Origin of the sequence: Oharaeibacter diazotrophicus (genome assembly GCF_004362745.1) — a bacterium.
Classification (GTDB): domain Bacteria; phylum Pseudomonadota; class Alphaproteobacteria; order Rhizobiales; family Pleomorphomonadaceae; genus Oharaeibacter; species Oharaeibacter diazotrophicus.
The window spans coordinates 749717-774582 of the sequence record NZ_SNXY01000007.1 but is presented as its reverse complement, the minus strand read 5'-3'; the positions used below and the strand labels follow the sequence as shown (position 1 = coordinate 774582).

27 protein-coding genes, 1 other RNA gene and 1 pseudogene are annotated in these 24866 nt (G+C 68.9%); 20 read left to right on the top strand and 9 right to left on the bottom strand.

The window, feature by feature from the left end:
• Positions 1 to 125: 125 nt before the first annotated feature.
• From EDD54_RS23800 to EDD54_RS12170, 4 genes are all read right to left on the bottom strand, one after another.
• Entirely contained in the window at positions 126 to 554 is a 429-nt protein-coding gene (locus tag EDD54_RS23800) for a type II toxin-antitoxin system PemK/MazF family toxin (protein WP_126541429.1), read from the bottom strand.
• A 23-nt stretch (positions 555 to 577) separates the two neighbouring features.
• A complete protein-coding gene (locus EDD54_RS12180; protein ID WP_126541428.1) occupies positions 578 to 763 on the bottom strand; it encodes a YodC family protein in 186 nt (61 codons plus the stop codon).
• Positions 764 to 967: 204 nt separating this feature from the next.
• On the bottom strand, positions 968 to 1642 hold the full coding sequence (locus EDD54_RS12175; RefSeq protein WP_126541427.1) for a hypothetical protein: 675 nt from the start codon (positions 1640 to 1642) through the stop codon (positions 968 to 970).
• Between the two features lie 23 nt (positions 1643 to 1665).
• On the bottom strand, positions 1666 to 1926 hold the full coding sequence (locus EDD54_RS12170) for a helix-turn-helix domain-containing protein (protein WP_126541426.1): 261 nt from the start codon (positions 1924 to 1926) through the stop codon (positions 1666 to 1668).
• 73 nt (positions 1927 to 1999) lie between these two features.
• On the opposite strand from EDD54_RS12170, the gene EDD54_RS12165 reads away from it, so the two are divergent.
• From EDD54_RS12165 to EDD54_RS12145, 6 genes are all read left to right on the top strand, one after another.
• Positions 2000 to 2545, top strand: coding sequence for a hypothetical protein (locus EDD54_RS12165; RefSeq protein ID WP_126541425.1), 546 nt, complete (start codon positions 2000 to 2002; stop codon positions 2543 to 2545).
• A gap of 41 nt (positions 2546 to 2586) precedes the next feature.
• Positions 2587 to 3342, top strand: a complete 756-nt coding sequence (locus tag EDD54_RS12160) for a hypothetical protein (protein ID WP_126541424.1) — start codon at positions 2587 to 2589, stop codon at positions 3340 to 3342.
• 100 nt (positions 3343 to 3442) lie between these two features.
• Complete coding sequence (locus EDD54_RS23005) at positions 3443 to 4198, top strand: hypothetical protein (protein WP_165644330.1); 756 nt, start codon at positions 3443 to 3445, stop codon at positions 4196 to 4198.
• Positions 4188 to 4367 carry a helix-turn-helix domain-containing protein gene (locus EDD54_RS23795; protein ID WP_165644331.1) on the top strand — a complete coding sequence of 60 codons (180 nt, stop codon included), beginning with the start codon at positions 4188 to 4190 and terminating at the stop codon, positions 4365 to 4367. Before EDD54_RS23005 ends, EDD54_RS23795 begins: the two co-directional genes overlap by 11 nt.
• Before the next feature lie 4 nt (positions 4368 to 4371).
• Complete coding sequence (locus EDD54_RS23210) at positions 4372 to 4629, top strand: helix-turn-helix transcriptional regulator (protein ID WP_207620237.1); 258 nt, start codon at positions 4372 to 4374, stop codon at positions 4627 to 4629.
• A 37-nt stretch (positions 4630 to 4666) separates the two neighbouring features.
• Complete coding sequence (locus EDD54_RS12145) at positions 4667 to 5674, top strand: tyrosine-type recombinase/integrase (protein ID WP_245515734.1); 1008 nt, start codon at positions 4667 to 4669, stop codon at positions 5672 to 5674.
• Between the two features lie 54 nt (positions 5675 to 5728).
• On the opposite strand, the gene ssrA is transcribed toward EDD54_RS12145, so the two are convergent.
• Both ssrA and EDD54_RS12135 read right to left on the bottom strand, forming a co-directional pair.
• Positions 5729 to 6085, bottom strand: a transfer-messenger RNA (tmRNA) gene (ssrA, locus tag EDD54_RS12140).
• 2 nt (positions 6086 to 6087) lie between these two features.
• On the bottom strand, positions 6088 to 6591 hold the full coding sequence (locus tag EDD54_RS12135; RefSeq protein ID WP_126541421.1) for a hypothetical protein: 504 nt from the start codon (positions 6589 to 6591) through the stop codon (positions 6088 to 6090).
• Positions 6592 to 6695: 104 nt separating this feature from the next.
• Here EDD54_RS12135 and EDD54_RS12130 point away from each other — a divergent pair, with 104 nt between their 5' ends.
• From EDD54_RS12130 to EDD54_RS12115, 4 genes are read left to right on the top strand one after another with little or no spacing between them, the layout of a single operon-like run.
• The gene (locus EDD54_RS12130) at positions 6696 to 6917 is read left to right on the top strand and encodes a SlyX family protein (protein ID WP_126541420.1); all 222 of its coding nucleotides are present in this window, start codon (positions 6696 to 6698) and stop codon (positions 6915 to 6917) included.
• Between the two features lie 9 nt (positions 6918 to 6926).
• The gene (greA, locus tag EDD54_RS12125) at positions 6927 to 7406 is read left to right on the top strand and encodes a transcription elongation factor GreA (protein WP_126541419.1); all 480 of its coding nucleotides are present in this window, start codon (positions 6927 to 6929) and stop codon (positions 7404 to 7406) included.
• A gap of 23 nt (positions 7407 to 7429) precedes the next feature.
• Complete coding sequence (locus tag EDD54_RS12120) at positions 7430 to 9244, top strand: methanol/ethanol family PQQ-dependent dehydrogenase (protein WP_126541418.1); 1815 nt, start codon at positions 7430 to 7432, stop codon at positions 9242 to 9244.
• 32 nt (positions 9245 to 9276) lie between these two features.
• Positions 9277 to 9717, top strand: a complete 441-nt coding sequence (locus tag EDD54_RS12115) for a lysozyme inhibitor LprI family protein (RefSeq protein ID WP_126541417.1) — start codon at positions 9277 to 9279, stop codon at positions 9715 to 9717.
• A gap of 35 nt (positions 9718 to 9752) precedes the next feature.
• On the opposite strand, the gene EDD54_RS12110 is transcribed toward EDD54_RS12115, so the two are convergent.
• Entirely contained in the window at positions 9753 to 10205 is a 453-nt protein-coding gene (locus EDD54_RS12110) for a hypothetical protein (protein WP_126541416.1), read from the bottom strand.
• 145 nt (positions 10206 to 10350) lie between these two features.
• Here EDD54_RS12110 and EDD54_RS12105 point away from each other — a divergent pair, with 145 nt between their 5' ends.
• From EDD54_RS12105 to EDD54_RS12060, 10 genes and pseudogenes are all read left to right on the top strand, one after another.
• Positions 10351 to 11145 (top strand): thymidylate synthase, encoded by a 795-nt coding sequence (locus EDD54_RS12105; protein WP_126541964.1) that lies wholly within the window; start codon positions 10351 to 10353, stop codon positions 11143 to 11145.
• Positions 11146 to 11416: 271 nt separating this feature from the next.
• Positions 11417 to 11626, top strand: coding sequence for a hypothetical protein (locus tag EDD54_RS22995; protein ID WP_165644332.1), 210 nt, complete (start codon positions 11417 to 11419; stop codon positions 11624 to 11626).
• Positions 11623 to 12600, top strand: coding sequence for a magnesium transporter CorA family protein (locus EDD54_RS12095; RefSeq protein WP_126541415.1), 978 nt, complete (start codon positions 11623 to 11625; stop codon positions 12598 to 12600). The genes EDD54_RS22995 and EDD54_RS12095 overlap by 4 nt, the downstream gene beginning before the upstream one ends.
• A 105-nt stretch (positions 12601 to 12705) precedes the next feature.
• A complete protein-coding gene (locus EDD54_RS12090) occupies positions 12706 to 13716 on the top strand; it encodes a DUF4424 domain-containing protein (protein WP_126541414.1) in 1011 nt (336 codons plus the stop codon).
• Positions 13717 to 13792: 76 nt separating this feature from the next.
• Positions 13793 to 14305, top strand: a pseudogene (locus EDD54_RS12085) (N-acetyltransferase family protein); the annotation flags it as partial.
• Positions 14302 to 14835 (top strand): dihydrofolate reductase, encoded by a 534-nt coding sequence (locus tag EDD54_RS12080; protein WP_126541412.1) that lies wholly within the window; start codon positions 14302 to 14304, stop codon positions 14833 to 14835. The pseudogene EDD54_RS12085 and the gene EDD54_RS12080, both read left to right, overlap by 4 nt.
• A gap of 180 nt (positions 14836 to 15015) precedes the next feature.
• Positions 15016 to 16164 (top strand): FtsH protease activity modulator HflK, encoded by a 1149-nt coding sequence (hflK, locus tag EDD54_RS12075; RefSeq protein ID WP_126541411.1) that lies wholly within the window; start codon positions 15016 to 15018, stop codon positions 16162 to 16164.
• Positions 16164 to 17117: a protease modulator HflC gene (gene hflC, locus EDD54_RS12070; RefSeq protein ID WP_126541410.1), complete on the top strand. Its 954-nt coding sequence runs from the start codon at positions 16164 to 16166 to the stop codon at positions 17115 to 17117. Before hflK ends, hflC begins: the two co-directional genes overlap by 1 nt.
• A gap of 26 nt (positions 17118 to 17143) precedes the next feature.
• Positions 17144 to 17329, top strand: a complete 186-nt coding sequence (locus EDD54_RS12065) for a DUF2065 domain-containing protein (RefSeq protein ID WP_126541409.1) — start codon at positions 17144 to 17146, stop codon at positions 17327 to 17329.
• A 176-nt stretch (positions 17330 to 17505) separates the two neighbouring features.
• Entirely contained in the window at positions 17506 to 19008 is a 1503-nt protein-coding gene (locus EDD54_RS12060) for a DegQ family serine endoprotease (RefSeq protein WP_126541408.1), read from the top strand.
• A gap of 668 nt (positions 19009 to 19676) precedes the next feature.
• On the opposite strand, the gene EDD54_RS12055 is transcribed toward EDD54_RS12060, so the two are convergent.
• Positions 19677 to 23369, bottom strand: coding sequence for an AsmA family protein (locus EDD54_RS12055; protein WP_483466549.1), 3693 nt, complete (start codon positions 23367 to 23369; stop codon positions 19677 to 19679).
• 29 nt (positions 23370 to 23398) lie between these two features.
• Positions 23399 to 24838: an FAD-binding oxidoreductase gene (locus EDD54_RS12050; protein ID WP_126541406.1), complete on the bottom strand. Its 1440-nt coding sequence runs from the start codon at positions 24836 to 24838 to the stop codon at positions 23399 to 23401.
• Positions 24839 to 24866: the final 28 nt, after the last annotated feature.

The window sequence follows — 24866 nt, the reverse complement described above, 5'->3', positions numbered from 1 at the left end:
GAGCTTTCCAAACATGCTAGGATCTCGCGAGCTTGTTATCGCCTACGCGAGATCCGCTGCCTCCCGTAGAGACAGTCTCCAAGCCCGATGCCGAAGCAGCGCGGGAACGATACTTCATATAGGATTTAGACGTGAACCGTCAATGAACCTAGCCCGAGACCATGGAGCATCGCACTACGAATCTCCCGAAGCTGGTCGGCGGTCACCATCCCAGTTCTGAACCTGCGAGGTCCGCCGCCTGGCATCCGGCCGTCACGAAAACGATCGAGACGCGACAGCGCTACCGTTGCGATCATGTCGCACTTTGCCCACATCTGTGCATTGTCGAATGGCGCCGGCAACGGCACTGCCAAGGTCAGGCTACAATGGTACATCTCCAATGGCACCGGAGGTGTAGTGCTGAGCGGAACAACAGCAACCAAGTCATTTCTCCGCCGAAGTCTTGGAGATATAACTACGACGGGGCGCCGCTTCACCATTTCAGGCGGCACAAAACCAGTGCCATAGTCGCAAAGAACAATTTCTCCAGTTGCCGGATGATAACTAAGAGGCATTTAACCGACTCAAAGAATGATTTTCAATCCTTCAAAGGGGCCGACATAATCAATACATCAGCCCTAAAGGACGCCATCTCCCGACTAGAACCCTTAAACCAAACACATATATATGAACCTTCATCATAGATATCAGGCCGTTCAACTGTCATGGCGGGGCCACCAGATTTTAATTGAACTATGTCTCCTGCATTGAATTTCTGAGACATTCGACTCACCTCCATTGACCCAGAAGCTTAAGCTTCTCCTATTCGCCTGCATCCTTCAAGCGTATACCGCCTCCGCCACCGTTCTACAGATTGAATCAGACATCTACCACCATGACGCCAGTAGCTTCGTCCGCTCGTTGTGAACGAGGCTCACGTCTAGGGCCTTCAGTTATCGAGATGCATGCAGTTCTTCATACTCGACAATCAAAATTCCTCCGACTTCCATTGCAGTTCAAAATTCTTCATCTTAAGATCTTCCTGTTTCTTGTTTAGACATGGAAAAATATCCAAAGCAAATATATTAACTTCATTCTGTTCAAACAGACTAACTTCAAGCAGAATAGTCAATGCTCTGCGCAGTAATTCGTAGCCGAAAGAACCAACCCTCTCAATTGTCTCTTTCATAAGATTTACCTGCATAACAAAATAGCTATTCATAAACTCGGCATCATCGGATAAACTCTGACATTCAGCAATGGCATTAGAATAATTATCAAAATCTCGCAAATCGATAATCGGATTACGGCAATACAATATCAATAAATCTAAAGGCAACTTATCTATTGCACTATCGATTATAGATATGTAATTGCCACTAATAATTGAAAATACCTCCGATGGCCCCACCAAAGGATCATTTAATACAACCTGTTCAAGCATCATAGCTTTAGCTGTTGAATTTAGGAATATTATAGGCGCAACTCTATGCCTATATGAGCGTATGAGTTCTCCTCCAAAAGAATGATTGATTACTTTATAATCTATTTCAGACGCCTCAAATGCGCGCGATGAGCAAGGCACAAAAGAAACATTCGTCTTTCCATTCAATTGAAGTTCCTTATGCCGTGCGTACTCTGAATTCTCATGGATGTTCGACATAGGAACAATCTCCTAAAAACATATCAACTAACATTTGATACAGGAATACTATTACTTCGCTTCAGCCGCACCCCCGCACCTCCCCCGTTCTCCGGGATGAACTCGACGCCGGCCGCTTCGAGCGCGGCGCGGATGGCGGTGACGGCTTCCGCCGAGGCAGCTGGCTTTCCCGACCCTTCCGCGCGCTTAACGGTCATGGTGGACACACCGGCCGCTGTAGCTACGTCAGGCTGCGAAAGCCCCAAGAGGGAGCGCGCGGCCCTCAACTGCGCGGGTGTCGTCATTCCGACTTGACCTAATTAGAACAGCGTTGCTATGTTCTAATTGTATCACACGGGTTCAACGGAGCAACCCCACATGACGACGAACCATCGCGGTTCGGCGAACGCCGAACGCTTGCCGGCCTTCAGGCATCAACCCGAGCTGCGAGCGTTGATGCTGCTCGACGCCCTGCCGCCGGGATGCATTACCATTCACGTTCCCGACGACCGCTTCGGCCCGCACCTGCGGGAAGGCGAGCTGGCCATCGTCGACACCACCGACGTCGAGCCGACCATCGGCGAGTTCTTCGTGATCGCGTACGACGACCGGAGGCGTGCCAGCGGATACGTCCTCAAGTTCGTGGAACCCATTTGCCGCATGGTCAACTACGTCGTGTCCGGCAAGGACGGCGAGCGCGACTATTGGACAAGTGATCCGTCCAAGGGGACGCCGCGCGAGTTCTGGGAAGTGCTTCACGAACCGCTGGCGAATGTCGTTCTCGCCCGCCGCATGGGCCGCCCTTCGATGCTACCCAAGGAAGGACCTTTCACAACATACCACTTTCGGTCGAAGTTGCTCGGCCGCGTGGTCGGCATTTTTCGCCCCCAGCCGGGCGGCACGGCTCCCGCCCGCCACGGCTGACGGCCGCGCATACCACACGCACACGATCACGAGGAACCACAATGCTCGCCACCTCCTCCCCCATGCAGTCGCGCGACGTCGCGCCCCCGCTCGCCGGCACCTCCGCCGCCGAGACCGTCGCCGAGCTTGCCGAGGCATGGCAGGCGCAGATCGCCGCCGAGGCCACGCTCGACGCGCTCGACGTCCACGTCATCGGGCGCAATGCCGCCAACGCCGCCGAAGCAGAGTGGGCCGGCGAGATGAACCGCATCGAACGCGCGATCCTCTCGGCGCCGATCGCCTCGCCGGCCGATGGCGTCGCCGTTCTCGACGTGCTCGCCCGCCGCTTGGACGACCTCGATAGCGCCGAGGCCGGCGCCCTCGCGAACCTGAGGCGGTTCCTCGCCGGCACGCCGCCCATGGCCGGCCACCACGGGAAGTCGGCCCGCGTCCGCGCCGCACTGGCGGAACTGCGGGCTGCTGTCACCGACGCCGAACCGGCCCTGACCCGGTGGCACGTCGAGGGCACCGCGGCGATTCCGCTCGGCGCCGAGGACAACGAGACCGGCCGATCCTTCGTCGTCATCGCGTCTACGCCCAAGGCGCCGGCGCCGGCTTTCGAGGGGGCCGGCGTGTACGAGGTGGAACTCGTTCGCCCCGACGGGCGCCGCATCAGGCCAATTTTGTTCGTGGAATCGTCGCCGCGGAAACCCGGTTTCCTCCGGATGAAGCACTATTGGGGCGGCAAGCCGCACGGGCACTGGAAGCGCTTCCCGGCTGCTGACGTCCGGATCGTGCGGCGCGTCTCCGAGGCGTAGGGGTGCGAATTTCCGTGTAGGGGAATCAGGCACCGTTGACGCGGTGATGCTTTGAGGGCACGAATAGCGCATGGCTTACTCACGCGAAGCATGACGGCGCATGAAGCTCTCGCACTACACACCAAACCTCACGGTCGCAGAGGCGGATCGGTTCTGGATGACGCCGGCCGAGGTCTGCGAGCTGGCGGCGATCGGCGAATCCGAGGCCGCGGACGTTCGGAAGTTTCTGAGCAACCTGTCCGACCGCGGCTACATCCCTTGCGTCAAGTCCGGAACGGCCAAGACGAGCCCGAAGCTCTATTCGCTGGTCTCGGCCATTTGCCTCCGGGCTTTCAAGGAAATCACACGATCGGGACGAACCTACGACTTCGCCGCCCCGATCGTTGCCCACGTCGCCGACCTGTCCAGGGAGTTGATCGTCACTCACGACAATATCAATGACCTGGATACGGGGCCGGATTGGCTCGTTGTGTACGAAGCCAACCACAGAGGCGAGCCCAAGGTGAAGTCGACGGTTCGCGGTGACAACATCAAGTCGGAGCACTTCTATTCCGGCGGCGGGTACGACTTCGGAGTGTTTTCGTCTGGCGAAGTGATTTGGAACGTCGTCCGTCACTATGCCGATTATTGGGCAAATGACCGGATCCTGAAGGGGTTGGATCAGGTCGGACGATACGAGGGATGCGACGACAACGGTCGTCCGTTGGACCCGTCGCACCCGTGGAATGCGAACCTGCCGCCGCTGCAGCGAGCCAAGCGGATGGTCGAAATCGAGGAATACATCATCGAGCGCGATCGCCGGCACCTCGCCTCTGTCCTGGAATCGCAGGGAAAGAAGGTCGGCGATGACGAGTGAACTCCGCACCAGAAAGCAGATCGCGCACGAGGCCGGCGTCTCTGTGGCGACCGTGTCGCGGTGGGTCCGCAGGGGCATCCTCCCGGCGGCCAAGCCCGGTGGCGCCACGTCCCCGCTCCGCGTCGAGCGCGCGGACCTCGCGGCACTCATGCGCAACAAGAAGGGGTGAAACGGTGACCGCTCCCGACCGTCTCGATCGTCCGCCGGCCTACATGTCCGCCGCGACCTTGGCGCGGGAACTCGATGTGTCGGAAGAGACGGTGTACGCCATGGTCCGTCGCGGGTTGTTGCCGAAACCGATCAAGCTGTCCGCCGGGTGCGCGCGATACTCCTGGAACGACGTCCAGCGTGCGCTCGCCTCGATGACGCCGGAGCACGACGCCACGGCAGATCCGTTCCTCGTCGGGATCAAGAATGTCGCCGCGCCGTAAGGGACCCTCGGTCCCCCTCCCCGCGCACGTTCACCGCGTGGTTTCCAAGGCCCGCGAGTATTTCTACTACCAAGAGGGCCGCGGATCGAAGAACCCTGGCCAGCGGATCAAGCTGCCGAACGATCCGCACTCACCGGAGTTTTGGGCCGCGGTTCGGCAGGCGCAGGGGATCATGGGGAACCCCGCGGCCGACACCATCAACGCCCTCGCCGATGCCTACGAAGCGGCATGGCCGACCCTGCAACGCCGGCTCACCGAAAGCACGCGCGCCAAGTACCGCGGCTCGCTCAAGGTGGTCCGCAAGGCGTGGGGGAACCTGCCCGCCGCCGCCCTGCGGCCGTCTCACGTCCAGGCACTCATGGACAGCCTCGCGGCCAAGCCCGGTTCGGCGAACAACGTGCTCGACGCGCTCCGCTCCATGTGCCGATGGGCGATGGGGCCGCGCGAACTGCTCACCCGCGATCCGACGCAAGGCGTGCCGCACTTCGACCCGGGCGAGGGGCACAAGCCGTGGACGCCGGAACAACTGGCCATCGCCGACGCGAACTTCGCCGGCATGGTGCGGCGCGGCTACGTCCTGATGCGCTATACCGGACAGCGGATTTCCGACGTGGTCCGCATGGGCTGGACGGACCTGGACGAAGGCGGAATCAGCCTGCCGCAGAAAAAGACCGGCGTGCGGCCCTGGTGCCCGATCTTCCCCGAGCTGGAAGCCGAGATGGCCGGCTGGGAGAAGCGGCCGGGGCCGTTCCTCCTCCAGGACAACGGCAAGCCCTTCACGACCAACGGATGGTGGAAGGCGTTCGACGCGGTGCGAGCGGATCACCCTGCCCTCGCCGACGCTGTCCCTCACGGCCTTCGCGCCGTCGCCGCGATCGGCCTGCGGCAGCACGGCCTTTCGATCCCGCAGATCAGCGACATGGTCGGCATGTCGCCCGCCATGGTGGAGCGCTACTGCCGCCACGCCGACCGCAAGGCCGGGGGCAAGGCCGTCCTGCACTCCATCACCGAAGGGAGGAACAAGAACAGAACTGTAAAACCGTGAAAAACTGCAAAACCATTGTGCAGCGTTTTCAACAAATTAGGAGACATGAAATGAAGTGGAGGTTTCTGTTGCCAGGTACCTCCGAACCCCGCCTGAAAGTGCTACCCCTCAGGACTTGATTTCCGTTACCGGCACCGCATTACGCGGCGACGGCCACCGGAGCATAGTTGTCATTCGCAACTATAGGATCGGCCCGATGACGGCGGAACCATGCCGAGCGACCGCACTGCCTTTACGCCCTCGTCGATCCTATTTCGCCCCCGCCGGAACCCGCGTCGCGCGCGGGCTCGGGTGGAGGCGCCGGGTACCGCCCCCGGGTCCGATAGGTTTATTGCGCAGCCAGTTTATCGCCATATCCGGGTTGCCCCGGCACGGTCAGATATAGGCGATGGCGACGGTCTTGTGAAGGCGCCTCAGCCCGCATTCGACAGGATGCCGGACAGCGCGCAGTCGACGCGGGTGACCAGCGTGCCGGAGCCGCTGTAGACCACCTCGATGGTGGTGTCGGCCGGCACGAAGAAGTCGGGATTGCCCTCGACGACCCACCAGTTGTTGCCGTCGAGTTTCGCCTTCAGCGTGAACGGCTGCTGGAAGATCATGGTCTCGGCGGTCTTCCTCGAGGTGAGGCGCAGGTAGATCTGGCGGGTCTGGCGTGCGTCGGCGGCGACGAGGCCGCAGGAGAAGTGGCGCACCTGCATCACCTTGCCGGCCGGCACGTCCGGGAACGCCTTGGCGCATTCCGGCGTGCTGGTGCAGAAGCGGTTGACCTTCTCCTGGTAGACGTTGCCGAACGACCACGCGGAAGCGAGCGCGGTGCCCGCGGCGAGGAAGCCGGCGGCGAGGACGAGACGGGTGGCGAGGCGGGCGGCGGGACGCATGTCGAGGCGGATCCTGGTGATCGGGGCGATGCGGCGCATCGGGTCGGCGGGCCCTTACGGTCCGCTCCGTGCCGCCGCGGACTTCCCCTCGTCGCTCGGATGCGCCATCTAGTCGGCCGGACGGGAACGGGAGGCCCGACGCCATGACCGAAGACGCCACGGACCTCGTCGCCCGCATCGACGACCTCGAGATCCGCATCGCCCACCAGGACGGCGTCATCGCCGACCTCGACAAGGTCGTCACCGCCCAGTGGGCGGAGATCGACCGGCTGAAGCGCCTCGTCGGCAACCTCGCCGACCGCCTCGGCGAGGCCGAATCGCGGGTCGACGAGTTCATGCCGCAGAAGCGGCCCCCGCATTACTGAGAGACGATCATGAGCGTCGCCTTCACACGCGAGGAGGACCTCGAGTCCCGCGCGGCCCACCTGCCGGACCGTCCGGTCTCGCCGCACCGCAACCTCGTCACCGCCGAGGGCCTCGCCGCCATCGACGCCGCCCTCGCCGCCGCGCGCGAGGCCTATGCGGCCGCCCAGGCCGCCGGCGACGTCTCGGCCGACCGCATGGCCATGGCGGTCGCGACCCGCGACCTGCGCTACTGGACCGCCCGCCGCCGCACCGCCGAGTTGGTCGAGGCGAGCGCCGAACCCGGCGTCGTCGCCTTCGGCCGCCGCGTCACCTTCGAGCGCGAGGACGGCCGCCGCCAGACCTACCGCATCGTCGGCGAGGACGAGGCCGACCCGGCCAAGGGCTCGGTCAGCCACGTTTCGCCCGCCGCGGTGGCGCTGATGGGCCGCCGCGTCGGCGACCTCGCCAGCTTCGGCGGCCACGAAGTCGAGATCGTCGCGGTCACCTGAGCGCAACCGAACGGATCCCGCCGATGTCCCGCCGCCCGTCCACCGTTCTCGCCGCCGCGCTCGTCCTCGCCGCGGCGACCCCGCCGGCCGCCGCCAACGGCGATCTCCTGCGCCGCAGCGCCGATTCGGCCGAGTGGGCGCTGCCGACCGGCGACTACGCCGGCACGCGCTGGTCGGCGCTCGACGAGATCACGACGGCCAACGTCAAGGACCTCCGGCCGGCCTGGAGCTTCTCCACCGGCGTGCTGCGGGGCCACGAGGGCGCACCGCTGGTGGTCGACGGCGTGATGTATCTGGTGACGCCGTTTCCGAACGTCGTCTACGCCCTCGACCTCGCCCACGACGGCACCGTGCTCTGGCGCTACGAGCCGCGCCAGGACGCCCAGGCGGTGGCGGTGATGTGCTGCGACACCGTCCACAAGGGCCTCGCCTACGCCGACGGCGCCATCGTGTTCGAACAGGCCGACGCCACACTGGTCGCCCTCGACGCGCTGACCGGCGCGCTGCGCTGGAGCGTCCGCAACGGCGACGTCGGCCGCGGCGAGACCAACACGGCCGCGGTGATGCCGGTCAAGGACATGGTGATCGTCGGCATGGCCGGCGGCGAGATGGGCGCGCGCTGCCACCTCTCGGCCTACGAGGCGGCCACCGGCCGGCTGCGCTGGCGGGCGTGGTCGACCGGACCCGACGCCGACACGCTGATCGATCCCGCGAAGACCACCGAACTCGGCCGCCCGGTCGGCCCGGACTCCGGCACCGCCGGCTGGGACGGCGAGACCTGGACGATCGGCGGCGGCTGCACCTGGGGCTGGTTCACCTACGACCCCGACCTCGACCTCGTCTACTACGGCACCGGCAACCCGGCGAACTGGAACCCGGTGCAGCGGCCCGGCGACAACCGCTGGACCGACGCGCTGATCGCCCGCGACGCCGACACCGGCGTCGCCCGCTGGGTCTACCAGATGACCCCGCACGACGAATGGGACTACGACGGCGTCAACGAGCTGATCCTGACCGACCACGAGATCGACGGGACGCGGCGCAAGCTCGTCACCCACTTCGACCGCAACGGCTTCGCCTACACCCTCGACCGCGCCACCGGCGCATTGATCCGCGCCGACAAGTTCGATCCGTCGGTCAACTGGGCCCGCGCCGTCGACCTCGACCCGGCGAGCCCCGGCTACGGACGGCCGATCCTCGACCCCGCCTTCTCCACCGACGACGGCGGGGCCGGCGAGGACGTCAACCACGAGGGCATCTGCCCCGGCTCGCTCGGCGCCAAGAACCAGCAGCCTGCCGCCTACTCGCCGCGCACCGGCCTGTTCTACGTGCCGCTCACCCACGTCTGCATGGACTTCGAGCCGTTCCAGGTGAACTACACCGCCGGCCAGCCCTATGTCGGCGCGACGCTGAAGCTCTACCCCGATCCAGCACGGCCCGGCGCCATGGGCGGCCTGATGGCCTTCGACCCCGCCACCGGCAAGGCCGCCTTCGAGATCGACGAGCGCTTCTCGGTCTGGTCCGGCGCCCTCGCCACCGCCGGCGGCCTCGTGTTCTACGGCACGCTCGAGGGCTGGCTGAAGGCGATCGACGCCCGCACCGGCGAGGAGCTCTGGCGCTTCAAGACCCCGAGCGGCATCGTCGGCAACGTGATGACCTACGCCTTCGGCGGCCGGCAATACGTGGCGGTGCTCTCCGGCGTCGGCGGCTGGGCCGGCATCGGCCTCGCCGCCGGCCTGACCGACCCACTCGACGGCTCCGGCGCGGTCGGCGCCTACGAGGCCCTGTCCAAGTACACCACGACGGGGGGTGTCCTGACCGTGTTCTCCCTGCCATGATATTCCGATTGTAAACAGGGAGTTACAGAACCTTGACCCGCACCGCCGCCCTCCTCCTTGCGCTCGCCCTCGCCACCCCCGCCGCCGCCGGCGCGCGCGAGGACGTCGACGCCGTCGAAGCCACCGAGAAGGCCTGTATGGCCAAGGCCGGGTCCGATCCCGAATACGCCGACTGCGAGGCGACCGCCCACGCGGACGCCGACGCCGTCCTCAACGCCGCCTACAAGGTCATCGTCGGCGAACTGCCAACGAACACCGGCGACGCGTCCATCGACGCCGAAAACGGCGAGACGCTGCGCCGGCTGAAGGCCGCCCAGCGCGCCTGGGTCGCCTTCCGCGACGCCGAATGCGACCTCGAGGGCGCCGAGATGCTCGGCGGCACCGGCGAGAACCTGATGATCGAGGGCTGCCTCTTCCAGCTCACGGTCGACCGCGTCCGCGCCCTCGCGGACCGGTTCGACAGTGGGCGCTGAACGGGGTGGCGCAGGGCGCGGCGCGTCGGGATCGCTCAGGGCGTGGAGGCCAAGAGAGTGCCGGCGAGGACGCAGGCCGGAAAGAAGGGTCCCGTCGCGCTCGCATAGATGTCCACCTTCGGCGTCATGCCGGGCGGGATGATGAAGCCGGTTTCGCCACGCACGTACCAATAGGAGCTCGCCGAGTCACGGCCGACCAGTTCCGGACGCTGGTAGACGCTCTGCTGGACGGTGCCGGCACCCCAACTCACGCGAACGGTGAGAACGGCGCGTGTGGGCGATGCCGAGATCTCGCAAGAGAAGTGATCGACTTTCAAAGTGCTGCCCGCCGGCACGGGCTGAAAGGTCATGCCGCAACTGGCGGCGGAGCAGCCAGCCGGAAAATTGGCGGCGCTCTGATAGACGGTACTTGGCAAAGCGGCGGCGAATGCGGCGGTCGGCAGCAGGGAAAGCGCGGCGGCCGCGATGAAACGGCGGGTGATCGTCATGGCTGTCTCCCGTTGGGGGCAGACGGCGTCACCGCTGCCGCCGCAACTTTACGGTCTGCCTGTGGGCGACGGAAGGATGGGCCCCGAGAGCCTTGCATAATCGTGGAGATGGATCATGGATGAGCTCGACAGGGACGATGAGCCGATGAAGCAGTACCACGATCTCCTGGAGCGCATCCTCGCCACCGGCACGCGCAAGCACGACCGCACCGGCACCGGGACGCTGTCCGTCTTCGGCCACCAGATGCGCTTCGACCTCGCCGAGGGCTTTCCCCTGGTGACGACCAAGAAGCTGCACCTGAAGTCGATCGTGCACGAGCTGATCTGGTTCCTGGCCGGCGACACCAACGTCCGCTACCTCCGCGACAACGGCGTCACCATCTGGGACGAGTGGGCCGACGAGAACGGCGACCTCGGCCCCGTCTACGGCCGGCAGTGGCGGTCCTGGCCGGACGGCCGCGGCGGCGCGATCGACCAGATCGCCTGGGTCCAGGACGAGATCCGCCGCAACCCGGACAGCCGCCGCCTCGTCGTCAGCGCCTGGAACCCGGCCGAGGTCGCCGAGATGGCACTGCCGCCGTGCCACTGCCTGTTCCAGTTCTACGTGCTGGACGGCCGCCTGTCCTGCCAGCTCTACCAGCGCTCCGGCGACGTCTTCCTCGGCGTGCCCTTCAACATCGCCTCCTACGCCCTCCTCACCGTCATGATGGCGCAGGCGACCGGCCTCGCCCCCGGCGAGTTCGTCCACACGCTCGGCGACGCCCACCTCTACGTCAACCACGTCGAGCAGGCGGAGCTGCAGCTCTCGCGTCCGCACCGGCCGCTGCCGACGCTGGTGCTCGACCCCTCCGTGCGCGACGTCCGCGACTTCCGCTACGAGCACGTCCGCTTCGAGGGCTACGACCCGCACCCGGCGATCCGCGCCGCCGTCGCGGTCTGACCGCGGCCGGTCCACCGCGTCGTGCATGGCTGCGTCGCGGAACGCTTTTTCGCTCGAATCCGCTTGACGGCATCGGCGGTTTCGACGATCTACACCTCATCGTTCGGCGAGGAGTGTGCTCCATGCCCGACGACCCAACCGGAACACCGAAGGCCAATGCCAACCGACCCCGACAGTAGTCGCAGGGACGCGCCGTCGCCGACCGGGTTCAGGATCTGATCGTTCGATCGGGTCCCGGACCGGCCGATGCGGCCGTCCGAGGAGACCCGACATGACCAACACCCTCGCTGCCGGCCGCAAGGCCCGTGCCATGGCTCCCCGCCGCCGCGTCTCCGACGTCGGCGTCGTGCTGTGGCTGAGCTTCGTCGTCGTCTTCGGACCGATCGTGGTCCTCGACGTCGCCGCCATCGCCACCGGAATCGGCACCGCCTCCGCCTCCACCGAGGCGCCGGCCAAGGCCGCGCGGACCGCGGCCGAATGATTGGCTGCCACCGCCTCGTCGGCGGCCGGCTCGAGCGTCGCGAGATCGCCGAGGCCGCCGACGACCCGCTGTGGATCGACCTCTGCGACCCCTCCCGCGAGGAGGAGCTCGAGGTCGAGCGCATCCTCGGCTTCCAGGTGCCGACCCGCCAGGAGATGGCGGAAATCGAGGAGTCCGCCCGGCTCTACACCGAGGGCGGCGCCCTCGTCATGACCGCCGTCGTGCTCGACGGCGTCGCCGAGGGGCGCCCGAAGCGCACCGAGGTAACCTTCCTGCTCACCCGCGAGCGGCTGGTCACGGTGCGCTATTCCAACCCGATGCCGTTCCGCACCTTCGACGCGCGGGTCGCCAAGCAACCCGAGGACAACGGCAGCGCCCAGGCGGTGTTCGTTTCGCTGTTGGAGAGCTTCGTCGAGCGCATCGCCGACGTGCTGGAGATCGTCGCCGGCGACCTCAACCGCATCGCCGACACCGTCTTCTACGAGGAGGAGGACGCCGCCGACGGCACGCCCGGCGCGAAGACCGACCTCCAGGCCCTGATCCGCCTGCTCGGCCGCAAGAACAGCATGCTCGCCGTGCTGCGCGAGAGCCTGCTCTCCTTCGGTCGCATCGTGCCCTTCGTGCGCCAGGGCGCGTCCGAGTGGGTCAAGAACGGCCCGTCCGTGCGCCTCAAGGCGGTGGAGCGCGACATCAAGTCGCTCGCCGCCTTCGAGACCCAGCTCGAGCAGCAGATCTCGTTCCTGCACGAGGCGACCCTCGGCCTGATCAACATCGAGCAGAACGCCATCATCAAGGTGTTCTCGATCGCGGCCGTGCTGTTCCTGCCGCCGACCCTGGTCGGCACCGTCTACGGCATGAACTTCAACTTCATGCCCGAGCTGTCCTGGAAGTTCGGCTATCCCTTCGCCATCGCCACCATGGTGCTGTCGGCCTTCGTGCCCTACTGGTGGTTCAAGCGCCGCGGCTGGCTCTGAGGCCCGCCTTCCCCTGAGAAAGGCCGCCCCCGAACGGGCGGTGACGGCGCCGTGCCGGCCGGGTAGGCTGCGCCCGGTTCCGATCCAGGGGGAAGCCGCCAGCCCATGTTCCGCGCGCTCGTCATCGCCGCCGCCGTCGGTCTCTCGACGCTCCCGGCCCTCGCCAACGATTCGATGGCCGAGCTCCGCCCGGGCGGGCTGATCTTCGTCCAGACCGGCGACGTCGCCATGGTTTCGGAGGATCTGGCGATCTCCACCAACGACGTCCGGGTCGACTACGTCTTCCGCAACGAGACCGACAAGGACGTCAGCACGGTCGTCGCCTTCCCGATGCCGGATCTCGACGCCTCGCCCTTCTCGCCGGTGGCGGTGCCGGACACCGAGAGCGACAACTTCCTCGACTTCTCCGTCGCCGTCGACGGCAAGCTGGTCGAGCCGAAGCTGCAGATGCGCGCCGTCGTCGCCGGTATCGACGTCACCGACGACCTCGTCGGCCACGGCGTGCCGCTGATGCCCTTCTCCGACAAGGCGATGGCCGCCACCGACGCGCTGCCGCGCGAGGTCCAGGAGGACATGGCCCGCCGCGGCATCCTGCTGCGCGACGAGTACGACCAGGGCAACGGCCCCGAGACCCACTTCGTGCCCTATTGGACGCTGCGCGCCACCTACTGGTGGGAGATGACCTTCCCGGCCGGACGCGAGGTCCGCGTCCAGCACCGCTACAAGCCGAGCGTCGGCGGCACCGTCGGCCTGACCTTCCTCGAGGAAGGCAAGATGAAGGGCGAGCAATACGATCTCTACCGCGAGCGCTACTGCTTCGACGCCGGCTTCGAGAAGGCGGTCCTGAAGACGGTGCCCGCCGACAATCCCTACGGCGCGCCCTATTTCGAGCAGCGCCTCGCCTACGTGCTGAAGACCGGCGGCAACTGGGCAGGCACCATCGGCAAGTTCCACCTGACGATCGACAAGGGCGACCCGAAGAACCTCGTCAGCTTCTGCGGCACCGGCGTGAAGAAGACCGGCCCGACCACCTTCGAGATCGAGGCGACCGACTTCTACCCGCGCCGCGACCTCGACATCCTGATCCTCGACTTCCAGGAGCCCCAGCCGCAGTGAGGCGGCCGCCGACGCGGACGGCGACCCTGGCGCGGCCGGCCCCGCCGGGTTAGTCAGGCCCGACCGCCGGCGCCCGCGCCGGCCATACGGACGAGCCCGACCCATGACGCTGACCATCCGCCCGGCGACCCCGGACGACGCCGAGACGATCGCCGCCTTCGTACGGGCCCTCGCCGCCTACGAGAAGCTCGCCGACGAGGCGCGCGCGACCGGCGCCGACTTCGCCGCCGCCCTGTTCTGCGAGGCGCCGAAGGTATTCTGCGACATCGCCGACGTCGACGGCCGCCCGGCCGGCATGGCGCTCTGGTTCTATTCCTTCTCCACCTTCGCCGGCCGCCACGGCCTCTACCTCGAGGACCTGTTCGTGCTGCCCGAGCACCGCGGCGCCGGCGTCGGCAAGGCGCTGCTGGCGCGGCTGGCGAAGCGCTGCGTCGACGAGGGCCTGCCGCGCTTCGAGTGGGAGGTGCTCGACTGGAACCGCCCGGCCATCGACTTCTACGAGGCCAAGGGCGCCGTGCTGATGCGCGGCTGGGAACAGGTGCGGCTGTCCGGCGAGGCGCTCCGCCGGCTCGCGGAGGAGGCGCCGTGACCGCGCCGAAGATGACCATCGTGGTCGCTCTCGGCGAGAACGGCGTGATCGGCCGCGACGGCGATATGCCCTGGCAGCTGCCGAGCGACCTCCGGCGCTTCAAGGCGATCACCCTCGGCAAGCCGGTGGTGATGGGCCGGCGCACGCTCGAATCGATCGGCCGCCCCCTGCCCGGCCGCGACAACCTGATCGTCTCGCGCGATCCGGACTACCGCCCGGACGGCGTCACGGTGTTCGCCGACCTCGACGCCGCCGTCGCGGCGGCCCGGCGCATCGCCACCGACAAGGGCCTCGACGAGTTCGTCGTCGGGGGCGGCGGCACGCTCTACGCCGCCCTGATCGGCCGCGCCGACCGCCTGCGCGTCACCCGCGTCGCGGCGAGCCCGGACGGCGACACCCGCTTCCCGGCGATCGATCCGGCCGACTGGGACCTCGTCCACGAGGAGCCGATGCCGCGCGGCGAGCGCGACAGCACCGACGCGCTCTGGCAGGACTACGAGCGCCGCGCGCCGAAAGCGGCGGATCGGTGACCGCCCGCGGTTGACTTCGCCCCGGCCGAGCCCCACCTGACGGCGGCGCGCCCGACGCCTTGGAAGCGTTACCCATGCCGCCCGACGGCCGGGAACGGCGGTTTCCAAGGCCGCGGCGACCCCGTATAAGCCGAGAGGCCACAGCGGGAATTCCCCACTCGACCGGAGGACCAGGACCTCATGCCTTGGAGCAACCAGAGCGGCGGCGGATGGAAGGGCGGCGGAAACGGGCCCTGGGGCCAGCCGCCGCGCGGCGGCGGCGGTGGCGGTGGCGGCAACAATCCCCCCGACCTCGAGGAACTGCTCCGGCGCAGCCAGGACAAGCTCCGGCGCCTGTTGCCCGGCGGCTCGCGCGGGCCGGGCGGCCCCGGCGGTCAGGGCGGCGCGCGTCTGTTCGCGCCGCTGGTGCTGGCCGTGGTCGGCGCCTTCTGGATCTACGAGTGCGTCTACGTCGTCCAGCCGGACGAGGTCGGCGTCGAACTGCGCTTCGGCGAGGTCAAGCCCGAAATCAACGAGCCGGGCATCCACTTCATGTTCTGGCCGATCGAATCGGTCGAGAAGCCGCCGCTGCGCAAGGAGAACCAGGAGAACATCGGTTCGGCCGCCCGCGCCACAAGCGACGGCTCGATCATGCTGTCCGGCGACCAGAACCTCGTCAACGTCGAGTTCTCGGTGCTCTGGCAGATCGACGACCCGATCAAGTACCTGTTCAACATCGCCGATCAGCAGAACCTCGTCCGCGTCGTCTCCGAATCGGCGATGCGCGAATACGTCGGCCGCACCCGTGCCGACGAGTTCCGCACCACCGGCCGCGACGCCGCCCAGGTCGCCGTCGCGCAGCTGATCCAGTCGACGCTGAACACCTATCAGGCCGGCGTGCGCGTCAAGGGCGTCAACGTCACCCGCGCCGACCCGCCGCGCGAGGTGTCCGACGCCTTCGGCGAGGTCCAGCGCGCCCAGCAGGACCAGGACAAGGTCAAGCAGGACGCCCAGGCCTACGCCAACAAGCGTCTCGGCGACGCCCGCGGCGAGGCGAGCCAGATCCGCGAGAACGCCATCGGTTACCGCGACCGCGTCATCGCCGAGGCAACCGGTGCGGCCCAGCGCTTCCGCGACGTCTACGAGCAGTACGCCAAGGCGCCGGAGGTGATCCGCAAGCGCATCTACCTCGAAACCATGGAAGGCGTGTTGTCCAAGTCCGACAAGGTCATCCTCGGCGAGAACGCCGGCAACGGCGTCGTGCCCTACCTGCCGCTGCCGGAGCTGCGCCGTGGCGCCGCGGCGGCCGCCGCCGCTCAGGGCACCACCACCGAAGGCGAGGTCCGCTGATGCGCCAGATCGCCCTGCCCTTCGTCCTGATCGTCGCCGCCGTCCTCGCGCTGATCGCCTATTCGGCGACCTTCGTCGTCACCGAGCGCGACCAGGCCATCCAGCTGCGCTTCGGCGAGATCCAGCGCGTCATCACCCGACCCGGCATCTACTTCAAGGTGCCGACCAACGTGGTCGACACCGTCCAGATCATCGACAAACGCCTGCAGACCCTCGAGCTCGACAACAACATCGTCCAGGTCAAGGACAGCCGTCAGTACGTCGTGGACGCCTTCACGACCTACCGCATCACCGATCCCCGCGCCTTCAGGGAATCGGTCGCCGGCAACCTGACCTTCGCCGAGGAGCGCCTCAAGACCCGCCTCGACGCCGCCCTCAAGCGCGTCTACGGCAACCGCACCTTCGACGCCGCCCTCTCCGACGCCCGCTCGGAGATGATGAAGGAGGTCAGCGACCTCGTCCGTCCGGAGGCGGCCACGCTCGGCATCGAGATCGTCGAGCTGCGCATCCGCCGCACCGAGCTGCCCGAGAACGTGCTCGACCGCACCTTCGACCGCATGCGCTCCGAACGCCTCGCCGAGGCCTCGGAACTGCGCGCGGAGGGCACCCAGGAGGCGCGCCGGATCACCGCCGAGGCGGACCGTCAGGCCACCGTGCTCGTCGCCGAGGCCAACCGCGACGCCGACATCCTGCACGGCGAGGGCGACGCGGAACGCAACCGCATCTTCGCCGACGCCTACACGCTCGACACCGAGTTCTTCGAGTTCTACCGCTCGATGCAGGCCTACGCGGACGCGCTCGGCACCGGTACCACCATGGTGCTGACGCCGGACACGGAGTTCTTCCGCTACTTCCGCGACAGCGGCAAGTCCGCGGTGCCTCCGGCGACCGTGCCGACCGCACCGTCGGTGGCGCCGCCGGCCGCGGCGGCCCCCGCCGCCCCGGCGCCCTGAGGCGCCGGCGGACCGAGGGCGACGCCATGACCGATTTCCTCGTCGCCCTCGGGCTGATGGCCGTGGTGGAAGGCGTGCTCTACGCCGCCGCCCCGGCCGCCATGAAACGGGCGCTGCGCCACGTCCTCGACATGCCCGACGCCACCATCCGGATCGGCGGGCTGGCGGCGATGGCGATCGGCGTCGCGCTGGTCTGGGCCGCGCGCGGCTGAGCACGACGGGAGCCTCGCGAATCCGACAAGGGATCGCCGCGGTGTCGCGGGGGGCTTTCCCCGCCGCCGCGGCGCCACACTTTCGTCCGCAGCGTGGTGTCGCTATTGCTTGAGCGACAGGGATCGACGGCTGCCCGGGCGAGGTCCGGCGGCCACCATTCGGAGGGTGCCGGCCCATGGCCATCGACGTCAAGAGAGCCTTTCTCGCCCGCGGCTTCGCCGTGGCGGTCGCCGCGGTGGTCGCGGTCGGCGGCCTCGCCGGGCCGCTGGCGCCTTCGCCGGCCTTCGCCCGCGGCCCGGAATCGGTCGCCGACCTCGCCGACGGCCTGATCGACGCCGTGGTCAACATCTCGACCTCGCAGAACGTCGCCGAGCAGCGCCAGGTGCCGGTGCCGCAGATGCCGGAGGGCTCGCCCTTCCAGGACTATTTCGACGAGTTCTTCGGCGACAAGAACGGCGGCGGCGAGGGTCGCGGCGGCGGCGAGCCGCGCAAGGTGCAGTCGCTCGGCTCGGGCTTCGTGATCGATTCCTCCGGCATCATCATCACCAACAACCACGTCATCGAGGACGCCGACGAGATCGTCGCCAACTTCAACGACGGCTCCAAGCTGAAGGCCGAGATCGTCGGCCGCGACCTGAAGACCGACCTCGCGGTGCTGCGCGTCAAGCCGGACAAGCCGCTGAAGGCGGTCAAGTTCGGCGATTCGATGCACCTGCGCGTCGGCGACTGGGTGATGGCGATCGGCAACCCGTTCGGCCTCGGCGGCACCGTCACCGTCGGCATCGTCTCGGCCCGCAACCGCGACATCAACTCCGGGCCCTACGACAACTTCATCCAGACCGACGCCGCCATCAACCGCGGCAACTCCGGCGGTCCGCTGTTCAACATGGACGGCGACGTCGTCGGCATCAACACGGCGATCATCTCGCCGTCGGGCGGCTCGATCGGCATCGGCTTCGCGATCCCCTCCGAGATCGCCGCCGGCGTCGTCGACCAGCTGCGCAACTTCGGCGAGACCCGCCGTGGCTGGCTCGGTGTCAACATCCAGCAGGTCACCGACGACCTCGCCGAGAGCCTCGGCCTCGACCGCGCCAAGGGCGCGCTCGTCGCCGGCGTCACCGAGGGCGGCCCCGCCGCCGCGGCCAAGATCGAGCCGGGCGACGTCATCGTCTCCTTCGACGGCAAGCCGATCCACGAGATGCGCGAGCTGCCGCGCCTCGTCGCCAACACCCCCGTCGGCAAGGCGGTCGACGTCACCGTCGTCCGCAAGGGCAAGGAGGAGAAGCTCTCCGTCACCCTCGGCAGGCTCGAGGAGGGCGAGAAGCTCGCCGCCGCCGCCGGCGACCAGGGTGCCGCCGAACCGGCGCCGGTGAAGGTGCCCGAGAAGGTGCTCGGCCTCACCCTCGGCGCCCTCGACGACGACGCCAAGGCCAAGTTCAAGATCGGCGCCGACGTCAAGGGCGTCGTCGTCACCGACGTCGAGAGCGGCAGCCCCGCCGCCGACAAACGCATCCAGGCCGGCGACACCATCGTCGAAGTGGCCCAGGAGCCGGTCTCCAAGCCCGAGGACGTCGCCGCCGCGGTGAAGAAGCTGAAGGACCAGGACCGCAAGTCCGCCCTCCTCCTCCTCGCCAACCCCGCCGGCGAACTCCGCTTCGTCGCGGTCAAGATCGACTGACGGGACGGCCTCCCACCCTCCTCCTCGCGGGGGAGGGCCAGGTCACGGCTCGCGCCGGTGCGACCTCCTACCCTCCCCCTCGTGGGGAGGGTCGGCGGCCGAAGGCCGGCGGGGTGGGGTCGCGCCCGCGCTTTCGGCGAACCTCTCTCCCCGCCGAAGAGAGCGCTTCCCACGACCCGACGCGCCACCCCACCCCGGCCCTTCGGGCCGACCCTCCCCACGAGGGGGAGGGTAATTCCCCTGTCCGCGACGGTGCGACCTCCTACCCTCCCCCTCGTGGGGAAGGCAAAATCCCTGCACGAGGCGGCGCGACCTCCTACCCTCCCCCTCGTGGGGAAGGCAAAATCCCGGTCCGCAGCGGTGCTACCTCCTACCCTCCCCCTCGTGGGGGTGAGGCGAAGCCGAACGCCGAGGAGGCACGTGACTCCGAGGCAGGCCGGTCGACGGCCGAAGGCCGGCGGTGTGGGGTGGTGCCGACGCCTTTCGCCGAACCTCCTTCGCCGCCGAAGAGCGCGCTTCCCCCAACCCGCCGCGCCACCCTACCCCGGCGCTCCGCGCCGACCCTCCCCACGAGAGGGAAGGTAAAAATCCCCGCCGGCGTCGGCCTTCGCGCCTCAGCCCGACGGCGACCTCGCCCGCTCTCAGCCCGACGGCGGCCTCGCCCGCCCTCAGCCCGGCGGCGGCTGCACCGAGACGCCGGGGAGCGCGCCGGGATCCGGCGTCGCGGGTGCGGGCGTCGTCGCCGGGATCCGTTGCAGCCGCTGCTCGATCTGGCGGGTGAAGTCGTCGGGCGCCGCGGTGGCCCCGCCGCCCGCCCGGCGGCGCTCCGCCTCTGCGGCCTTGGCGGCGGCCTTCTCGGCCTCGGCGGCGAGGCGCGCTGCTTCTTCAGCCGCGGCCTTCTCCGCCTCGGCGCGCCGGCGCGCCTCCTCCTCGGCCCGGGCGCGCCGTTCGGCCGCCTCGCGGCCGCGCAGCACCGTACGGGTCAGAAGCTCGCGCTCCAGGATGTCGGCCTGCATCAGCAGCACGCGCTGGGTCTCGCGCTCGAAGCTGCGGATGCCGAGGAAGTTGGAGAAGGCGGCGACGTCGATCTTGCGCGTCGGCGCGTCGAGGGCCCCGCGGAACAGGATCTCGGCCTGCGGCGGCGGCGAGCCCGCCGAACGCTCGACGTCCGCGGCGACCAGGGTCCAGTCGCTGGCGAGGCTGTCGTGCGGCAGGTCGACGGTGGCGGTGCCGGTCAGGTCGGCCGGGCCGCCGGAGACCTGGACGGCCGGCGCGCGCAGCGTGCCGCCGGCGAGCGTGAACGTGCCCTCGAGCCGTGCGAACGGCAGGTCGGCGGCGTCGACGGCGGCGGTGAACTGCTCGGCGATGCGATCGTCGGTCATCGGTTGGCCGGCGTCGGCGGCGCGGATCACCGCGGCGAAGGCGTTCGGGTTGAACGAGCGGACGCGGCCGTCCGCGACCGCGAAGCTGCCGCCGCCGCTCGCCGACGCCATCAGCCCGGCGACGGTCCGCCCCGACGCGGCGACCTCGAGTTCGGCCGTCGCGGTGCCGGTCACCACCGGCCGGTCGCCCGATCGCCAGACCAGCGCACCGACGTCGGCGCCGTCGAGCCTGAGGGTGCCGTTCAGCGCCGCGGTGCCCTCGAGATCCTGCTTGACCACGAGGTTGCCGGTGAGCGTGCCGCCGGCGAGGCGGGCCGAGATGCCGTCGAAGCCGACGCCGGAGGCCGAGGCGCGCAACGCGAAGCGGGCGTCGTCGGCGACCAGCCCGTCGGCGAGGTCGACCCGGCCGATCGAAAGCGCGAGGTCGGCGTCGACGCCGTCGAGGACGGTCGGCCCGAACGGCGCCTCCGGCCACGGACTGCGGCTCGCCACGATCGGCATGTCGAGCGTGCCGGGGCCGAGCGCGAGCTCGCCGAGCCCGACGAGGCTCGCGGTCTCGAGCGCCAGCGTGCCCTTCAGCGCCGGCACCGCCGGCGAAAAATCGGCCGCGACGTCGCCCTCGACCCGCTGGCCGGCGACGACGCCCTTCAGGCCCCCGACCGCGATCCGCGGGCCGTCGACCGCGACCTCGGCGGAAAGATCGGCCGGGGTCGAGGCGAGCAGGTCGCCCATCACGCCGCCGCCGAGCGCCAGGATCGGCCCGACGTCCGGGCTCGCCAGCGACACCTTCAGCGCCGCCGTCGCGTCGGCGTCCGGCGCCGCGCGGGCGGTGCCGGCGACCGCGACGCGGGTCGGCCCGAGGTTGCCGTCGAGGTTGACGGCGAGGCCGTCCGCCGGCCGGCCCTTGGCGGCAACGGCGAGGCTGCCGACCGTGGCGGCGCCGGCGTCGGAGAGGCCCGGCACGTCGATGCCGAGCTGGCGCATCAGCCGGACGCCGTCCGGCCCGCGCACGCCGGCCTTGAGGTCGACCGTCGCCTCGCGCCAGCGGTCGACCCGACCGTCGAAGGCGAGGCTGCCGTCGAGCGAGGAGCCCCCGGCGTCGCCGGTCACGGTCACGCTCGCGCGGGTGCGGTCGGACGCGCGCTGCGCCGTCACGGTCGCCTCCACCATCGCCGGGGCGAGCACCGGCGCGGCGACGGCGAGCATCCGCGCCGCCTCCGAATCGGGCGCCAGTGCCGCCACCAGCCGGGCGACACCGTCGAGCTTCTCGGCCGACAGCCGCGCCTGGATCGAACCGTCGGGCGTCGAGGCGACGTCGCGGATCTCGCCGGAGACCGCGACGCGCGCGCCGGCGAGGTCGCCGATCGAGAGCCGATCGACGCGGAGCACGCCGTCGGCGAGGCCGGCGGCGACGTCGATCTTGCGGGCGGTGGCGTCGCCGGCGGCGAGCGCCTCGGCGGTCAGCGACAGCGTCAGGTCGGCTCCGCCGAGCGCTCCGCCGTCGCCGGCGACGAAGCCGGCGACCGCCGCCACCTGGTCGGCGTCGACCGAACCGGCGGACAGGTCGAGCGAGACCCGCGACCGCTTGGTCCCGACCGCCGGCACGTAGCCGACCGCGCCGGTGACGCGGGCCTCGCGCAGGCGTGCGTCGAGGTTGGCGAGCGTCAGGCCGGCGGCGGAGGCCGAGACCTGGGCGCGTGCGGAAAAGGCGTCGAGCGTGGTCTTCGGCCGCTCGGGCAGCCACCAGCCGACCAGCGTCGCCGGCTGTTCCGACTGCACCGCGAGACTGCCCTCGAAGGCGATCGGGCCGTCGGTGACGAGGTCGCCGGTAGCGACCACGGTGGTGCGGCCGGGCAGGCCGGCCTCCAGCGTCTCCACCGTCCAGCCGGTCTCGGCGACGGCGACGTCGAGCCGGAGGTCGGAGACGATGCCGCCGCCGACCACCACGCCCGGGATGTCGAAGCCGATCCGCCCGTCGATCGGCGGCCGCGGCAGCGTCGCCAGCGTGTCGCGCATGGCGGCGAGCACCGCCTGGAACGACACCGGCGCCTCAGGCCCCTTGCCGAGCGTGCGGTCGAGGTCGATCTGTCGGGCCGAGAGGACCGCCTCGAAATAGGGGGGATCGACGAGGTCGACCGTGGTCGCCCCGGTGATCGAGAACGGCCGGTCCTCCGGGCCGTAGCGGAAGTCGAGGTCCTTGGCGAGCAGGCGCGCCGGATCGAGTTCGACGTCGGCCGCGAGCGCCCAGGGCATGGTCTCGCGGTCGTCCTTGGCGATCGCGCGCTCCACCCTCGCCTTGCCTGCGAAGCGCGGTACGCCGGCCGCCGCCGACAGCTTGCCGTCGAGCGCGATCGACACCGGCCGGTCGGCAGGCGTCGCCGCGAGCTTCAGCACCACCGAGCCGTCGGCCTCGCGGGTGCCGGTGGAGGCGCGCACGCTCACCGCCTCGCCGTCCACCACCATGGCGCCGTCGATCTTGTAGGGCCCGACCAGCGAGCGGGCGTCGAGCCGGGCGTCGATGCCGGTGATCACGAGCGGCGCCGGCCTGCGCGCGTCGGCGACGACGACGCGGCCGTCGACGATCTCGACGTTGGCGAGCGTCACCCGCGCCGGGTCGAGCACACCGTCGGCCCGCCCGGCGGCGGCCCAGCCGGTCGCGCCGCCGGCGTCGAGCGAGACGGTCACCTCCGGCCGCTGCAGCCGCATGCTGGTGACGTTGACCTCGCCCGAGAGCAGCGGGAACAGCTCGACCTCGAGCTCGAAGCGCGCCACCTTCATCATCGGCCGCTTCGGGTCCGGGCCGATTTCGACGTCGGTGAAGTCGAGGGTCGGGATCGGGATCAGGCGCATGTCGGCCGTGCCGGCGACGTGGACCGGCTGGCCGAGGATTTCGCCGGCGCGCGCCTCGAAGGCCGCGCGATAGGTGGTCCAGTCGACGAACAGCGGCCCGACCAGCGCCGCGGCGAGCGCCAGGATGATCGCGAAGCCGATGCTGAAGTAGAGCGAATTCAGGGCCCCGGCTCCTCTGCGGCGACAGGCTTCGGCATCGCGAAGATCTTGCCGGGGTTCATGATGCCGTCCGGGTCGAGCGCGGCCTTGATGGCGCGCATCAGCGCCATCGCCCCGCCGTGCTCGCGGTCGAGATACTGCGTCTTGCCCTGACCGACGCCGTGTTCGCCGGTGCAGGTGCCGCCCATCTCGATCGCCCTCAGCGCAAGCCGCTCGACGACGCCGTCGACCGCCGCGTCCATGGCGGGATCGTCCGGGTCGATCATCGGCTGGAGGTGGAAGTTGCCGTCGCCGACGTGACCGACGATCGGCGCCACGAGGCCGTGACGCTCGACGTCGGCGATGGTCTCGTCGACGAGGTCGGCGAGCCGCGAGATCGGCACGCAGACGTCGGTCGCCATGCCGACCCAGCCGGGCCGGAGCGCGTTGCAGGACCAGTAGACGTCGTGCCTGGCCTGCCAGAGCCGGGTGCGCTCCTCGGGCCTGGTCGCGAAGGTGAAGCCGGTGCCGCCGAAGTCCGCCGCGATCGCACCGAAGCGGCGGGCCTGCTCGGCGACGCCCTCCGGCGTGCCGTGGAACTCGAGGAACAGCGTCGGCGCCTCGACGAGGCCGAGCTTGGAGTAGTTGTTGACCGCGTGGACCTGCAGGGTGTCGAGCAGTTCGATCCGCGCCACCGGGATCGCCGACTGGATCGTGGCGATCACGGTCTCGCAGGCGGCGCGCACGGTCGGGAAGGTGCAGACGCCGGCGGCGATCTCCTCGGGGATGCCGAACAGCTTCAACGTGATCTCGGTGACGACGCCGAGCGTGCCCTCGGCGCCGACGAAGAGCCGCGTCAGGTCGTAGCCGGCCGACGACTTCTTGGCGCGCGAGCCGGTGTGGACGATCTCGCCGCTCGCCGTCACCACCGTCAGCGCCAGCACGAGGTCCTTCATGGTGCCGTAGCGCACCGCGTTGGTGCCGGAGGCGCGCGTCGAGGTCATGCCGCCGATCGAGGCGTCGGCGCCGGGATCGACGGGGAAGAACAGTCCGGTGTCGCGCAGGTGCTCGTTGAGGCGCTTGCGGGTGACGCCGGCCTCGACGGTGCAGTCGAGGTCCTCCGGGTTGACCGCGACGATGCGGTCCATCCGCGACAGGTCGATCGAGATGCCGCCGCCCGGCGCGTTGACGTGGCCCTCGAGCGAGGTGCCGGTGCCGAACGGGATCACCGGCACACGGTGGGCGGCGCAGATCCGCACGGTCTCGGCGACCTCGGCGGTGGAGGTGGCGAACACGACGCCGTCCGGCGGCTGGTTCGGAATCCGCGAGGTGGTATGGCCGTGCTGCAGGCGCACCGCCATGGCGCGGCTGAAGCGGTCGCCGAACCGGGCCGCCAGCGCGTCCACCGCGGCGGCGATGCCCGCCTCGTTGCGCTCGACCGCGATGATGCCGCTGCCCATGTCCCGCCCTTTACCACTCGTATACGCT

Bases quoted from the DNA above. Each gene is read 5' to 3' on its own strand.
- EDD54_RS23800 (WP_126541429.1), bottom strand. From the start codon at position 554: ATGCCTCTTAGTTATCATCCGGCAACTGGAGAAATTGTTCTTTGCGAC.
- EDD54_RS12180 (WP_126541428.1), bottom strand. From the start codon at position 763: ATGTCTCAGAAATTCAATGCAGGAGACATAGTTCAATTAAAATCTGGT.
- EDD54_RS12175 (WP_126541427.1), bottom strand. From the start codon at position 1,642: ATGTCGAACATCCATGAGAATTCAGAGTACGCACGGCATAAGGAACTT.
- EDD54_RS12170 (WP_126541426.1), bottom strand. From the start codon at position 1,926: ATGACGACACCCGCGCAGTTGAGGGCCGCGCGCTCCCTCTTGGGGCTT.
- EDD54_RS12165 (WP_126541425.1), top strand. From the start codon at position 2,000: ATGACGACGAACCATCGCGGTTCGGCGAACGCCGAACGCTTGCCGGCC.
- EDD54_RS12160 (WP_126541424.1), top strand. From the start codon at position 2,587: ATGCTCGCCACCTCCTCCCCCATGCAGTCGCGCGACGTCGCGCCCCCG.
- EDD54_RS23005 (WP_165644330.1), top strand. From the start codon at position 3,443: ATGAAGCTCTCGCACTACACACCAAACCTCACGGTCGCAGAGGCGGAT.
- EDD54_RS23795 (WP_165644331.1), top strand. From the start codon at position 4,188: ATGACGAGTGAACTCCGCACCAGAAAGCAGATCGCGCACGAGGCCGGC.
- EDD54_RS12135 (WP_126541421.1), bottom strand. From the start codon at position 6,591: ATGCGCCGCATCGCCCCGATCACCAGGATCCGCCTCGACATGCGTCCC.
- EDD54_RS12130 (WP_126541420.1), top strand. From the start codon at position 6,696: ATGACCGAAGACGCCACGGACCTCGTCGCCCGCATCGACGACCTCGAG.
- greA (WP_126541419.1), top strand. From the start codon at position 6,927: ATGAGCGTCGCCTTCACACGCGAGGAGGACCTCGAGTCCCGCGCGGCC.
- EDD54_RS12120 (WP_126541418.1), top strand. From the start codon at position 7,430: ATGTCCCGCCGCCCGTCCACCGTTCTCGCCGCCGCGCTCGTCCTCGCC.
- EDD54_RS12110 (WP_126541416.1), bottom strand. From the start codon at position 10,205: ATGACGATCACCCGCCGTTTCATCGCGGCCGCCGCGCTTTCCCTGCTG.
- EDD54_RS12105 (WP_126541964.1), top strand. From the start codon at position 10,351: ATGAAGCAGTACCACGATCTCCTGGAGCGCATCCTCGCCACCGGCACG.
- EDD54_RS22995 (WP_165644332.1), top strand. From the start codon at position 11,417: ATGACCAACACCCTCGCTGCCGGCCGCAAGGCCCGTGCCATGGCTCCC.
- EDD54_RS12095 (WP_126541415.1), top strand. From the start codon at position 11,623: ATGATTGGCTGCCACCGCCTCGTCGGCGGCCGGCTCGAGCGTCGCGAG.
- EDD54_RS12090 (WP_126541414.1), top strand. From the start codon at position 12,706: ATGTTCCGCGCGCTCGTCATCGCCGCCGCCGTCGGTCTCTCGACGCTC.
- hflK (WP_126541411.1), top strand. From the start codon at position 15,016: ATGCCTTGGAGCAACCAGAGCGGCGGCGGATGGAAGGGCGGCGGAAAC.
- hflC (WP_126541410.1), top strand. From the start codon at position 16,164: ATGCGCCAGATCGCCCTGCCCTTCGTCCTGATCGTCGCCGCCGTCCTC.
- EDD54_RS12065 (WP_126541409.1), top strand. From the start codon at position 17,144: ATGACCGATTTCCTCGTCGCCCTCGGGCTGATGGCCGTGGTGGAAGGC.
- EDD54_RS12060 (WP_126541408.1), top strand. From the start codon at position 17,506: ATGGCCATCGACGTCAAGAGAGCCTTTCTCGCCCGCGGCTTCGCCGTG.
- EDD54_RS12050 (WP_126541406.1), bottom strand. From the start codon at position 24,838: ATGGGCAGCGGCATCATCGCGGTCGAGCGCAACGAGGCGGGCATCGCC.